General features: G+C 66.5%; 13 protein-coding genes and 1 pseudogene. 10 read left to right on the top strand and 4 right to left on the bottom strand.

Going from position 1 to position 13148, the window contains the following annotated elements; translation table 11 throughout:
• The first annotated feature begins 5 nt into the window (after nt 1-5).
• The 3 genes from ACPTTF_RS37430 to ACPTTF_RS37420 are packed head-to-tail and all read left to right on the top strand — an operon-like array spanning nt 6 to nt 2010.
• Nucleotides 6-497: a PhzA/PhzB family protein gene (locus ACPTTF_RS37430; RefSeq protein WP_423372509.1), complete on the top strand. Its 492-nt coding sequence runs from the start codon at nt 6-8 to the stop codon at nt 495-497.
• 35 nt (nt 498-532) lie between these two features.
• A complete protein-coding gene (locus tag ACPTTF_RS37425; protein ID WP_423372508.1) occupies nt 533-1591 on the top strand; it encodes an aldo/keto reductase in 1059 nt (352 codons plus the stop codon).
• Nucleotides 1588-2010: a lipocalin-like domain-containing protein gene (locus tag ACPTTF_RS37420; protein ID WP_423372507.1), complete on the top strand. Its 423-nt coding sequence runs from the start codon at nt 1588-1590 to the stop codon at nt 2008-2010. Before ACPTTF_RS37425 ends, ACPTTF_RS37420 begins: the two co-directional genes overlap by 4 nt.
• Before the next feature lie 2 nt (nt 2011-2012).
• On the opposite strand, the gene ACPTTF_RS37415 is transcribed toward ACPTTF_RS37420, so the two are convergent.
• Both ACPTTF_RS37415 and ACPTTF_RS37410 read right to left on the bottom strand, forming a co-directional pair.
• Nucleotides 2013-2432 (bottom strand): YybH family protein, encoded by a 420-nt coding sequence (locus ACPTTF_RS37415; RefSeq protein ID WP_423391208.1) that lies wholly within the window; start codon nt 2430-2432, stop codon nt 2013-2015.
• Nucleotides 2433-2488: 56 nt separating this feature from the next.
• On the bottom strand, nt 2489-3187 hold the full coding sequence (locus ACPTTF_RS37410) for a helix-turn-helix transcriptional regulator (protein ID WP_166959024.1): 699 nt from the start codon (nt 3185-3187) through the stop codon (nt 2489-2491).
• A gap of 106 nt (nt 3188-3293) precedes the next feature.
• Between ACPTTF_RS37410 and ACPTTF_RS37405 the strand changes: the two genes are divergently transcribed.
• Complete coding sequence (locus ACPTTF_RS37405; protein ID WP_423372506.1) at nt 3294-3662, top strand: VOC family protein; 369 nt, start codon at nt 3294-3296, stop codon at nt 3660-3662.
• Between the two features lie 134 nt (nt 3663-3796).
• Here the strand turns inward: ACPTTF_RS37405 and ACPTTF_RS37400 are convergent.
• Nucleotides 3797-4026 (bottom strand): annotated as a pseudogene (locus tag ACPTTF_RS37400) (transposase family protein); the annotation flags it as partial.
• Between the two features lie 161 nt (nt 4027-4187).
• Between ACPTTF_RS37400 and ACPTTF_RS37395 the strand changes: the two are divergent.
• On the top strand, nt 4188-4847 hold the full coding sequence (locus tag ACPTTF_RS37395; protein WP_423372505.1) for a response regulator transcription factor: 660 nt from the start codon (nt 4188-4190) through the stop codon (nt 4845-4847).
• On the opposite strand, the gene ACPTTF_RS37390 is transcribed toward ACPTTF_RS37395, so the two are convergent.
• Nucleotides 4814-6856, bottom strand: coding sequence for a 7TM-DISM domain-containing protein (locus tag ACPTTF_RS37390; protein ID WP_423372504.1), 2043 nt, complete (start codon nt 6854-6856; stop codon nt 4814-4816). The genes ACPTTF_RS37395 and ACPTTF_RS37390 overlap by 34 nt on opposite strands.
• A gap of 560 nt (nt 6857-7416) precedes the next feature.
• Between ACPTTF_RS37390 and ACPTTF_RS37385 the strand changes: the two genes are divergently transcribed.
• The 5 genes from ACPTTF_RS37385 to ACPTTF_RS37365 all read left to right on the top strand — a co-directional run bounded on the left by ACPTTF_RS37385 (nt 7417) and on the right by ACPTTF_RS37365 (nt 13138).
• Nucleotides 7417-8238 carry an IclR family transcriptional regulator gene (locus ACPTTF_RS37385; protein ID WP_423372503.1) on the top strand — a complete coding sequence of 274 codons (822 nt, stop codon included), beginning with the start codon at nt 7417-7419 and terminating at the stop codon, nt 8236-8238.
• 334 nt (nt 8239-8572) lie between these two features.
• Nucleotides 8573-9454: an endo alpha-1,4 polygalactosaminidase gene (locus ACPTTF_RS37380; RefSeq protein ID WP_423372502.1), complete on the top strand. Its 882-nt coding sequence runs from the start codon at nt 8573-8575 to the stop codon at nt 9452-9454.
• 534 nt (nt 9455-9988) lie between these two features.
• Nucleotides 9989-10543: a cytochrome b gene (locus ACPTTF_RS37375; RefSeq protein WP_423372501.1), complete on the top strand. Its 555-nt coding sequence runs from the start codon at nt 9989-9991 to the stop codon at nt 10541-10543.
• Between the two features lie 4 nt (nt 10544-10547).
• The gene (locus ACPTTF_RS37370) at nt 10548-11510 is read left to right on the top strand and encodes an NAD(P)H-dependent flavin oxidoreductase (protein WP_423372500.1); all 963 of its coding nucleotides are present in this window, start codon (nt 10548-10550) and stop codon (nt 11508-11510) included.
• A 494-nt stretch (nt 11511-12004) separates the two neighbouring features.
• The gene (locus tag ACPTTF_RS37365; RefSeq protein WP_423372499.1) at nt 12005-13138 is read left to right on the top strand and encodes a TIGR03364 family FAD-dependent oxidoreductase; all 1134 of its coding nucleotides are present in this window, start codon (nt 12005-12007) and stop codon (nt 13136-13138) included.
• Nucleotides 13139-13148: the final 10 nt, after the last annotated feature.

The raw sequence follows: 13148 nt of genomic DNA, 5'->3' as shown, positions 1-13148 counted from the left end.
CCACCATGAGCGACATCCAGACCGAGGCCGGACAATTCGAACGCGACGCCGAACTGCGCCGCCGCAACCGTCAGGTGGTCGAGGACTACATGAGCCGCAAGGGCGAAGGACGCCTCACGCGTTATCAGCTGTTCGCGCCGGACGGCAGCGCCGGCCTGTGGACCAACGACACGCTGGAGCCCGTCGCGTCGCACGGTCACGAAGGCCTCAAGGCGCACGGCGAATGGTCGTTGAAGTGCTTTCCGGACTGGGAGTGGACGAATGTCGAGATTTACGAGACCCAGGATCCGAACCGGTTCTGGGTGGAGTGCGACGGCGAGGGGCAGATCCTGTTCCCCGGCTATCCGCCGGGCCGCTACGTCAACCACTTCATTCATTCTTTCCTGTTCGAGAACGGCAAGATCAAGCTCGAACGGGAATTCATGAATCCCTACCAGCAGATGCGCGCACTCGGCATCGTCTACCCCGCGATCAAGCGCGCCGGCATTCCTACCTAGACAGACAGGCCAAGACCCTGAACCGGAGTCATCGCATGCGTCATACGACATTGGGGGCGCGGACCGGCCTGCGCGTTTCCGAGTGCGCGCTGGGCACGGCCAATTTCGGCACATCCTGGGGCGGGGGCGCGTCACGCGCCGACGCACTCGCGATGCTCGAGCGTTTCGCCGACGCGAACGGCACCTTCATCGACACGGCGGATTGCTATCAGTACGGCGAGGCCGAGTCGATCGTCGGCGAGTTCCTGACGGGGCGGCGGGACCTGTTCGTCGTCGGGTCGAAGTTCGGTTACGGCGCGTCGCCGGCGCCGCACGCGCTCGATACCGGCAACAGCGCAAAGACCATGACGCGCGCGGTCGAGGCCAGCCTCAAGCGGTTGCGGACCGATTACCTGGATCTGTACTGGGTGCATTTCCCGGACGGTGTCACGCCGGTCGAGGAGATCCTTTACGCATTCGACGCATTGGTCCGCGCGGGCAAGGTGCTGTATATCGGCCTGTCCAATTTCCCCGCATGGCGTGTGTCGCGGGCCGCTGCGATTGCGGACCTGCGCGGCTGGGCGCCGGTCGCCGCGATCCAGACCGAGTACAGTCTCGTCGAGCGTTCGGCTGAACGCGAACTGCTGCCGATGGCGGCGAGCCTCGGGATCGGCGTGGCGAGCTGGTCGCCGCTCGGCGGCGGGCTGCTGACCGCGAAATACCGGCAGGACCGGAAGGGTCGCCTCACGGACTGGGGCGGCCGCGTCATCCGGTTCGAGGACAGCGCGCAGCGCACCGGCATCCTCGATACGGTGCTCGCGATCGCGAGCGAGAGCGGGCACGCGCCGGCGCAGGTCGCGCTTGCGTGGACGCTGGCACGCGCGCGTGCGTGCCGGACGGGCTTCGTGCCGGTGCTGGGACCGCGCAGTCGCGTGCAGCTCGACGCGTGCCTGGACAGCCTGTCGATCGTGCTCGACGTCGCGCAGCTGGCGCGGCTCGACGCCGCCAGCGCGATTCAGGCGGGTTCGCCGCATGAGGTCGGCGCGAACGCGCTCGAACGGATGCTCGGCGGCGCGGGTCATCGCGTCGAGCCGCGCAGCGGGGTGCCCGCATGACGGCGGACGCGATGGACGCGCGGCTTGCCGGCGCGTGGCGGCTTGCCGCCTTCGTCACCGTCGAGGCGGACGGGGTCAGCCCCGGTCCGCTCGGCGACGCGCCGACGGGCCTGCTGGTGTACGACCCGGACGGCTACATGTCGGTCGCGATGATGGGCCAGGCGAACGGCGAGCCCGGCGCGGCGGCGGTGCCACGCTACATGAGCTATGCGGGCACCTGGCGCTGCGACGGCGACGAGGTCGTGCACCGGATCACCATCGCGCCCGACGCGTCGTGGATCGGCACGGAGCAGGTCAGGCGCATCGAGCTGAGCGGCGCGACGCTCAAGCTCTACGGGCGGTCGCTGACGGGCGACCGCCGGCTGCGCCTGCTCGAATGGACCCGGCTACCCCGCGCGACCGACTTGCCCGACGGCTAGGCTCAGGCGCTGCCACCCGGCGCGGGCGGTACGTCCGCGTGGCGGTGCACGAGCTTCCAGTCGTCGCCGGTCCGGCGGAACACTTCGGTAACGCGGATCCGCATGTCGACCGGATGTTGCTGTCCCTTCAACTGGACGGTGACGACCTGGTAGCCGGTCCAGAAGGACAGTTCGTTGTCCGTTACTTGCTGCAGAATGTCGAGGCGGCTCTTGCCGCCCGGCTGGAAGATCTGCGCGTCGCTGATATAGCGCGCGCCCACCTCGGCCGCGCCCGACAGGCTGTCGCCGCGCGGGCTGTGGAAGGTCGCGTCCCCCTGTTTGACCACCAGCTTGTCGAGCGGCTCGGGATTGCCGCTGACATAGGCTTCTGCTGCTTTCGTGCGCACCGCAAAGAACGAATCGAATTCGGCGTGGCTCATCATGGTCCTCCTCGTCAATGTCGAGTCTCGATCATAGTGACGGGGACTGTCAGATTCTGTCAGCGGCGAGCAGTCTCGGTGTGGGCAACCGTCTTGCGCCAGGTGGCGAGCAGCGTCTGCTTGCGGCGCGGGTAGCGCTGGCCGAGCGACGCGAGGTCGGTCATCCGGTCGGTGCGGAAGTGACGGAAATCCATCCGCCGCTCGCACCACGCGACGAGAATGCGTCCGTCCTCGAAGAACCCGAGCGCGATCGGCCACACCGTGCGCAGCGACTGCTCGCCGTGGCCGTCGGTGTAGTGGAACGACAGCTTGTGCTCGAGCCGGATGGCGCGGCGGATCGCGGCCATGTCGATGGCTTCGTCGGACTTCGCGTCGCGCGGGCCGACCAGCAGCGCGTTCGAATCGAGCGAATCGCGCAGTGCGTCGGGAATCACCGCGGCGATCTTCGCGATCGCGTTCGTCGCGGCGGACGCGAGCTGTGCGTCCGCGCGCTTGCTGACCCAGCGCGAGCCCAGCACGAGCGCTTCGATTTCATCCTCCGAGAACATCAGCGGCGGCAGGATGTAGCCGGAGCGCAGCACGTACCCCATGCCCGCGGCCGCGTCGATCGACGCGCCCTGCGACTGCAGGCTCGCGATGTCGCGGTAGATGGTGCGAACGCTGACGCCGAGTTCGTCCGCGAGCGCCTGGCCGCTGACCGGTTGACGGTGGCATCGCAGCGCCTGCAACAGCGCGAGCAAACGTTCGGATCGGGCCATCGGCATGCCTCCGAAAAGGTTTGATGCTGCCAGAAATTGACGCGAGCGTGTCGTAAGCTCGTCTGGCGTTGATCAGTGTTCAACCCTCAAACAGGAGAGTCATGCGATGCCTACACCTAATCTGATCTTGCTCTATGTCAAGGATCCGGCCGAAAGCACCCGGTTCTACGAGAAACTGGTCGGGAAGGCGCCGTTCGCGCAGTTTCCGACCTATGTGGCGTTCGGCTTCGACAACGGACTGACGCTCGGTCTGTGGTCCACGCAGGCGCCGGATTTCGTCAGCGCCGGCACCGGGCAGCGCACCGAACTGGCGTTCATCGTCAAGAACGCCGCCGAGGTCGATGCATTGCATGACGCGTGGCGCGAAATCGGCGTGACGATCGAGCAGCAGCCGGCGAACGCGGTGTTTGGCCGGACCTTCGTCGCACTGGACCCGGATGGCCACCGGATTCGGGTCTGCACGCCGGACGACTGATTGGGGTGGGGGGCCGTTGGTGGCGGTCAAGTGCGTGGCGATCCGCGTCAATCCGCCGGATCGTTGCGCATCGCGCGTCGCGCGTCGATGTGTCGGCATGGATGCGCGCCGAGGCGCGCCCGCCCAGTAGTCGGCGGGCCGCCGCGGCGTTTGCACCCGACCCGGCGAAGGGGACGTGCAGCACTACCCGATACTCGAACAGCGGCAGATCGTGCACCTGTTGCACCGTCGTCTCATGGACCTGTTCGCAGCGTGCACCGCATTGCTCGCAATACATGACCTTGCTTTGACCGGCTTCAGATACAGCAACACCGGGCGTGCGGCCTGCGCCTTCCGGCCACTTTTCTTTATCACCCGACACGATCGCGACGTTAACGGTCGGCTAGAATTCTCCGCACTCGCGAAGCGCAAGCACATGCGGGGGGAGGACGGACGCGTCGCGCAAGCCAGCGTGGCGCTACCGCAGATTGGTGAGGGAATACGGGAAGGCACCGCGGATGCACAAGGCGGAATCGAGGTTGCGGTATGGCTAAGGTCGTGTTGCTTGACGACGAGGTCGAGTTGCGCGAGGAAATCGCCGCGTTTCTGGAAAAGCGCGGCTGGACGGTCAGTCAGGCCGGCACGATCGCGGAGTTCCGGGAGCGGGCGTCGGATCTCGCGTTCGCGATCATCGACGTGATGCTGCCGGACGGGAGCGGTCTCGACGCCGCTGCGTGGCTCAGGGCCCGGCATCGCGACTGCGGCATCGTCATGCTGACCGCGCGGGGCGAGACGCAAAGCAAGGTCGACGGCCTGATCGGCGGAGCCGATCATTATCTCGTCAAGCCGGTGAAACTGATCGAACTCGATGCCATTCTTCAGGCGCTCGGCCGCCGGGTGGCAAACGACTGGCGGCTCGACTGCCGGGCGCGCGTGCTGTTTGCGCCGGACGGTGGGCGCCTCGATCTGTCGGCAAGCGAGATCGGCCTGCTCGCGCTGCTGGCGCGCCATCCGTCCAAGGCGGTCAGCCGGCGGCAGATCGCGGAGGATTTCGGCTTCGACTGGGTCGACTACGACGAGCGCAGGCTGGAGACGATGGTCAGCCGTCTGCGGCAGCGCTGGCGAAGCGAGGCAGGATCGGAGCTACCGCTGAAGACGGTGCATGGCACCGGCTACACGTTCGCCGTGCCGCTGATGCTCGCCTGAGCGGCAACGAGCGCCCTGTTCGCGTTGGCGGGCAAAAAGACCGTCGCCCGGCAGCCGTGCCCCGCCTCACTGACCAGGATCAATGTGCCGCCCTGCATCTCGACCATGCGGCGTGCCAGCGGGAGACCGAGGCCCGTTCCCGGCTTGCGGCCCGCGTTGCGGCCGCGAAAGAAGCGATCGAATACGTGCGGCAGATCCGCTGGCGCAATGCCGGGGCCGTCGTCCTCTACTTCCAGCTCCACGCCGCCCGGCACACGCCGGCCGCGCAACACGATCCGGGTGCCGCCCGGGGTGTACTTGACGGCGTTGTCGGCGAGCGTGCGCAGCACGAGGCGTGTCAGGCTGCCGTCACACGCGAAGGCGTCCGGCAAGTCTTTCGCGTCGATTTCGAGACGGTGGCCGTCGGACAGCGCCTCGGCGGCGGCGGCCGCATCGTCGAGCAGTGCCGCCAGCCGGGTGTCGTCGATACGGGTTCCGCGCCGCAGCAGCTCGAACCCGTCCTCGTGCAGCGAGTCATTGATCAGTACGGTCAAACGCTGCGTCGCGCGCAGGATCTTCTGGTAACGCGACGAGGTCAGCGCATCGACATGCGGGTCGTCGAGATCGAGGTTTTGAGCGGTCGCGTCGATGACGGCCAGCGGTGTCCTCAACTCGTGCGAGACGGTTGCCAGAAGCTGCCGCTGCTCGTCCTGAGCGCGTTTTTCCATCGCGAGCGACGCTTCCACTTGCTCCATCGCCTCGCGCAGCGCCTGGGTGCGCAACGCGACCTTTGCTTCCAGATCGCGTTCGGCCTGGCGCGCGACGCGCAACGCGTCGGCCTGTGCCGCTTCCATCGCGTTGCGCATCGCGTTGTAGCGCGAGCTGATCGCCGAATTCATGATCAGCATGAACGCGAGCATGCCCAGATAGCCTGCGTTGTCGGCGAGCAGGCCCGGCGGAATCCAGCCGACGTTGCGCGCGACACGCAATGCGCTGCCGCCGAGCAACAGCAGCAACACGAGCACGACCACGCGCGCATGCCGGTGTCCGCGCGCGGCGAGCCAGAGCGAAATGGCCATCGTGACGAGGATGGCCGCAATCTGCCAGAACAGGTAGAGCGGGCGTACCCACCAGATATTGACGACCAGCATCAGGGGCGCGGCGGCGAGCGCCACGACGATCGTCAGTGCGGAAAAAGCGATCGCTGGACGCCGCCAGCGCCCGTTGAACAGGCCGAGGTAGTGCGAGGTGAACAGCGTGCCGACGGGGGTGCCGAGCAGCCAGCTGAGCAGGTAGACCGCATTGCTCGCGGACGGGAAGCCCGGCAGCAGGTACTGATAGAGGTAGCCTTCGGCGCCGAGCGCGGTGAGCAGGTTCACGATCACGCTCAGCCCGAAGAGCCCGAAAGAGGCGTCGCGCGTCACCCGGAAAAGCCACAGGCTGGAGACGAGCAGCACGAGATGCGCGGCGTCGAGCAGGCCGAACAGCAGCGATTCCTTGCTGGTCGCGGAGATGAATGCGTCGGGCGACCACAGCGCCATCGAAAAGCTCATGGTGCTGGTGCTGCGGATTCGCAGATAGAGCGTGACCGGCTGGCCAGCGGGAAGGTCCAGGCGAAAAACGGGGTTGCGGTAGGCGACGTCGCGTTGCGCGACCGGCTTGCGGTCGCCCGCAACGTGGCGCCGGTACCCGCCGCCCGGCTGCGGCACATACAGCGTGACGTCGTTGAGCAGCGACGAGCGCAACTCCAGAAGCCACATGGGCGGCGCGCTCGCCGGGCGCATGACGGTCAGGCGCAGCCACGCCGCACCGTTGACATAGCCGAGCGCTGGCTCCGACGTCTGGCCGACGAATGCGCGCGCGATCTCGGGGCGCGACAGTTGCTCCACCGTGAGCGTGTTGCCGGGATCGCGCAGCAGGTCCCAGCCTGTCCGAATGCCGACCTGTCCTCCGTCCGGCAGCGCAATGGGCGCCGATGCGAAGGCGCACGAGGTCCAGGAAAACAGGATGAGGAACAGGAGCGGGAACATCGCGCGATTCGTGCCGGTTGCTTCAGTCGGGCGTCACTATAACCGAACGGACGACGTCTTCCGGGCTCCCGGTGCCGGTCAGGCGCGGCGGCGCCCGGATGTCAGAACTTGTCAGTTTTCGTCCTGCACGTTCATTTAAGATTCGCGCCAGTCAAGGAGGCACGGGCCGTTCACCGACGGGGGAAGCCCGAGACCCTTGGCCAGCGGTACCACCATGGGCAGCGCCCCGCACGATGACGGCCATCGACTGGACACGCGTCCGCATCGATCGGCGTCGAAAACAACATGGCCGGGCCGGTGAAGGCATGCCGACGAGCATTGGCACACAGCTTTGGCACGAGGCGCTCGTCGACCACCATGCCGTCACCGTCAACGGAGGTCGGCGGGGCGTTGTTGGCGGTGCGGCGTTGCGCGCGAAGCTGCCGGCAGTGGCCCGTCCGCTTTCAGCCCCGCCCGGCTCAATGGCGCCGGGCGGGGCTGAAAGCGCCGCGCCGGCTGACTTTCCTGGCGACGGTTATCGTGTGAATCGCTCATGCCCAGGTATTTGATCTGTACTGCAGATGAACGAACCGGAATTGCTTTCTCTGACGAATGCGCATCGCACAGTCGGGGACCATCGCTGTCATGCACCTGCGCTCGACAAAGGGCTCGACATACTGGAATTGCTTGCCGGGCAGGCTGACGGCTTGTCGCGCGGGGAGATATCGACGGCGCTCGGCCGCAGTCCGAGCGAGAATTACCGGATGGTCGAACGACTGGTCTCGCGCGGTTACGTTCATCGAGCCTCCGGCGGCGATCGCTATCACCTTTCGTCCAGGATTTATCGACTGGCAATGCAGCACCCGGCATTGCGCGACATGCTCGACATCGTCGATCCGGCGATGACGCGGTTCGTCCAGTCGGCATGTCAATCCGCTTTTCTGGGCGTCTTTCACGAAGGTCTGCTTCGCGTGGTCGCAACGTATGATCCGCCCGGCGGGTTCAGGATTGCGCCCAAGGTAGGCGCAGCGCTTGGGGTGGTCGATACCGCACCGGGCCTCGTCTTGCTGGCGTTTCAGGGGCCCCAGGCCCGGAGTGCGATGCTGCGCTCTGCGCAGCAGCCGGCCCCTGACGCCTTCGGCCGCGCGGAAATCCCGCATGACAAGCTCGAAGCGATTCGTCGAACGGGATATGCGCGAATGCCGAGCCCGAGCTTCCACGGGTTGGAAGACATGGCGGTCCCGGTGCTCGCCGGGGCCGGGAGCGCCACCGCGGTCATCTCATGCCTGATTCAGGTAACCGGGATGTCGGGCGATCGCCCGGGCAGGGATGCCGTGTGCGCGCACTTGCTTGCCGTTTCTCGCGATATCTCGGCCCGCATCATGCGCCGGCCAGGGGCTTGAGCGTCAAGTGCAACGACTGGACGATCCCATGATTTCATCGGCACGGCCGACAGGCTGTCCGGTGATTGTCCAACTCGCGCCGGCGGATGTCGGCGGCCCATGGCGCTCGCATTGAACCGAAGCCGATGACTGTCTTGGTCGGGGCTGCGTGCCACGACAACAAAAATCGACAAAACGGAACAGATGGGCGCGGTGTTCCCGCCTACCATCCCGACGTGCCTCGCGCATTCCCGTACCGCCGCAGCATCGGCAGATGCATCGCCCGCATTCCGCTGCACGAGTCTTCCTCGCACCCTCGCATCCTGACAAGCCGCCAACGAGCAAAGGATTCGCCATGTCCGCAAGATCATTCGCTCCATTCGTGCTGATGCTGCTGCTCGCGGCGTGCGGAGGCGACTCGGATTCGGCCGTGCCGGGCAGCATGATCGCGGCGGCGTCGGCGCGCGCGTCGCAGGCACCAGCGTGGAAACCGCTCGTGCCCGGCACGAGCTGGCAATGGCAGATCGACGGCAACACGATCAACGAGAAGGTGCTGGACGGCGTGAACAACCCCCGCAAGATGATCGACGTCGACATGGAACTGACCGATGGCGATACGATCCGGCGCCTGAAGACGAAGGGCATCACCGTCGTGTGCTACATGGAGGTGGGCGGGCGGGAAGACACCCGAGGCGATGCCGGCAAGTTTCCGGACAGCGTGCTCGGCAACCCCGTCGAAGGCTACGAGGATCACGAACGCTGGCTGGACATTCGCCAGACCGCGATCCTGATGCCCCTGATGCTGGCGCGTCTCGACATGGCGAAGAAAAAGGGCTGCGAGGGCATCGAGCCGGATCTCGACGACAGCTATCGCCAGGAAACGGGCTTTCCGCTGACGCGCGACGATCAGCTGCGCTACAACACGGCGCTGATCGCCGCCGCGCACGATCGCGGGATGTCGATGGGCCTCAAGAACGGCTCGGGTATCGCTACCGCGATGGCGAAAGTGGCCGACTGGGCGCTCAACGAGCAATGCAACAGGTTCCACGAGTGCGGCGGCTACGCGAGCTTCGTCGCGCTGAACAAGGCCGTGTTCAATGTCGAGTACACGCGTCCGGACGGCATGACGCTCGCGGATTTCTGTCCTGCGGACAACCAGGCCAATTTCGACGGCATTCTGAAACTGTCGAGCGACACGCTCTCGGCGCTGCCGCGCGCGGCCTGCCGGTTCGAGTGAGCGGCGGGCTGCGCGGATCGTCGCGCGACGCGACGACGGGGCGCGCGATCGTCCCCGTCCGGCGTGGTGAATCGTTGCCCGACCCGGGTGGCCGCGTTCGGATGCGCGCAGGCCGCGCGGTCCGTGGGCCATACGTCCGAACGCGTGTTCAGCCCTGCGTTCGAGTACCCGACCGGCATCGCGCCGGGACGATATCGCAAGGCAGTCGACGGGGAGAAGGCGTCGTTCGACGCGGCGCCGGGTGAACGAGCGGTGACGGCCGGGATTCAAGACCGGCTTTCGTCGTGACGATCAGTGTTCACCAAAACAGATCATCTGGATCACAAATATTCATTTGAAGTGACCCTGCACGGCGCCTATCGTCATAGCCAATACAGACGACGTCGTGCGCAGGTCGGGCACACGCGCAACGGGCCGGTGTGCCGGGCGACGAGTCGCCGGGTTCCCGCCGCCGCACGTTCGAGCGGAGCGTGGCGATGCGCCCCGTCGTGAACCGCGCGCCGCCATTCGCCGCGTCAGATCAGGAGACGGAGCATGCAACTTCGAGACAACGGCCTGCGCTTCTCGCCCATGACGATCGCGCTGCACTGGACGGTTGCGATCCTGCTGTTCTCGATCATCGGGATGGCGATCGGCATTTCCCACGCAACCGACGTCGCGCAACGCATGCGCATGATGCAGTGGCAGAACCTGCTGGGCGTCGTGCTGTTCGTGCTGTCGATCCATCGACTGTGGGCACGCCTGTCGTCCTTCCATCCGCTGCCGCTTGGTACGCCGAATCCGGTCGAGGTGATCGTCAGCCGGTCCGTGGCGGTGGCACTGGCGCTGGCCATGGTGCTGCTGCCTGTCGCCGTCTGGCTCGCACGATCGGCCGGCGGGGAAGTGATTGCGTTGCCGTTCGGATACGCGGTGCCCGCGCTGATCGAGCCCAGCCCGCGTGTGCGGCATGTGGTGGACATCCTGTTCGGCATCGGCGCCGTCGCATTTCTTGCCGGATTGGCGCTGCACCTGTTCGGCGCGCTCAAGAATCATGTCGTGAAGAAAAATGACACGCTGAAGCGGATGCTTGGCAAACACGTGGAGCTTTGACGCCGTGGAATCCATCGAACAATCCTCCGGCGCGCCCACGATCGAGCGCTTGTGCGGCGTGCGCTATCCGGTCTTTCTGGCCGGCATGGCCGCGCTCTCGGGGCCGCAGCTCGTCAGTGCGGTATGCAATGCGGGTGGGCTGGGCATCCTCGGCGGGCTGCGGCTGCCGCCGCTCGCGCTGCGCAAGTGGATCCAGCAGACCCGCGAACTGACGGACCAGCCGTTCGGCGTGAATCTCGTGCCGCAATTCGGGGGCCCCGCCGTATTCGAGGCCCAGTTCCGGGTGGTGCTCGAGCAAAGGCCGAAGCTCCTGTCGCTGTTCTATGCGGAAGACGAAGCGGCCGACATCATTCCGCGCGCAAAAGACGCCGGCATGCTGGTCATGGTCCAGGTGGGGTCGGTTGCGCTGGCACGCAAGGCGATCGCGTGCGGCGCGGACATCATCGCCGCGCAAGGCAGCGAGAGCGGCGGACACATGAACCGCGGCGCGATCGGGCTGACTGCGTTGCTGCCGGCGATTCGCGAGATCGCCGAGGGGCGGCACGTGCTGGCGGCGGGCGGCATCACGACGCGGGACGACGTGCGGGCGGCGATGGCGCTCGGGGCATCGGGCGTGCTCGTCGGCACGGCGTTCGTCGCGACCGACGAATCGATTGCGCATCCGCTGTACAAGCAGAAGATCGTGGACGCCACGGTGGACGATACCGAGTATCGGACCGGCTACTCGTATGGCTGGGCCTACGGCACCCCGCATCGCGTGATCCCGAACCGGGACAAATGGAACCTGTTGCGTTTCATCGGCGGTGGCGCACGCGCGATCGACCCCCCGCGCATGGCACGCAAGCTGTCGCTCTATGCGGGGCAGGGGGTAGGCAAGATCGCGTGCATCGTGCCGGCGGCCGAACGCGTGGCCGAGCTTGCGGCCGGGCTCGCGCCGTTGCCGCGACAATGTCGCGATCCTCGGTGACACGCGCTGAGAAACCGCAAAACAACATGAAGTGGCTTGAATGGCCACGTCATCATGCGGGCTCCGGAGATCCGGTACGGACGCGCGGCAAGGGAAGGCGCGTGGTGCGCGGAATGCTGTTCCGATGTGCGTGCGAATCGCGTTTGCGCAATACGTCGCTGTCTTTCGGCGCGTCATCCGTATGCCGACACGGGGTTTCATCAACGTGATTACAGCGCATGCGAACGTGCCGCGCCGACACGTCGGTGCGAATTTCCGCCGTGTCATGCGATGGCGAAATGTGCCAATTCATGCTGTTTTGTGGTATTTCACGCGGATGTCATCTCGTGTCGCGATAGTGCGGGATCGGGCGACAAGGCCCGGGAATGAACGGCGCGAGCCGGCCCGTTCGCCCCGCTCCCGGGAATCCGTCCATGGGGCGCGGCGAGCGGCAACCGACGCACCGGCCCCGAAGGGGCGGTGCGTGTCATCTCGACAGAAGGAGCATGCAAATCGTGAACGCCATCGCAGCGGCAGATGCTTATGACGTGATCGTCGTCGGCGCCGGCATCGTCGGCCTGGCCCATGCCTATACGGCGGCACTCAAGGGACTGCGCGTCTGCGTGATCGAACGCGATGCCGCATGCGTGGGCGCGTCGATTCGCAATTTCGGTTTCGTCACCGTCACCGGGCAGCACGCCGAACACAGCTGGCGGCGTGCGCGGGCGAGCCGCGAGGTCTGGGCGGACGTGGCGCCGCAAGCCGGCATCGATGTGCTTCACAAGGGCCTTCACCTGATTGCGCGTCGCCCCGAGGCGATGCACCTGATCGACGCTTTCATGCAGACCGGCATGGCCGACGGCTGCCGGGTCATGACACCCGGCGAAGCGGCGGCCGTGGCGCCGGAACTGCGGCTGGACGGCGCGCAAGGCGTCCTGCACAGCCCGCATGAATTGCGCATCGAGCCGCGTACCGCGATCGGGTTGCTCGCGTCATGGCTGACGGAACGTTTCGGCGTGCGGTTTCGCTATGGCGAGATGGTGCACGAGGTGCGCACGCCGTCCGTGCGTACGTCGCGTGGCGTGCTGCACGCGGAGCGCGTGATCGTCTGCGGCAATGCGGACAGCCGACACCTGTACGGCGACTGGTTCGCGAAGCACGAGGTCCGCCTGTGCCAGTTGCAGATGCTGCGCGTGCGGCCGCGCCGCCCGCTGGCGCTGCGCGCCGCGGTGATGAGCGACCTGAGCCTGCTGCGGTATTCGGGTTTCGCGGCGCTGCCCGCAGCCGGCGCGTTGCGTACGCGCCTGAACGCGGAGGAGCCCGTGTGCCTCGGTTACGGCATCCACCTGATCGCGGTGCAGAGCGCCGACGGCAGTCTCGTGGTGGGCGATTCGCATGAATACGGCGCCGCACCGCTGCCGTTCGCGACGCAGGAGATCGATGCGCAGATCCTGCGCCTGCTGCACGAGACGCTCGATGTGCCGGAACTGGATGTCGTCGAACGCTGGACCGGCAGCTATCCGTCGGCATCCGATGCCGATTGCGTGATCGAAGCGCCGGACGACGGCACGCGCGTCGTCGTCGTGACGAGCGGCGCCGGGATGAGCACGGGCTTCGGGATCGCGCAGGACGTGTTTGCCGCGTGGTGAGGGCGGGGAC

Source organism: Burkholderia crassaminum (assembly GCF_964265005.1).
In the GTDB taxonomy this organism is placed as follows: domain Bacteria; phylum Pseudomonadota; class Gammaproteobacteria; order Burkholderiales; family Burkholderiaceae; genus Burkholderia.
The sequence above is the reverse complement of the archived record's forward strand: the minus strand, read 5'-3'. Positions and strand labels throughout refer to the sequence as shown.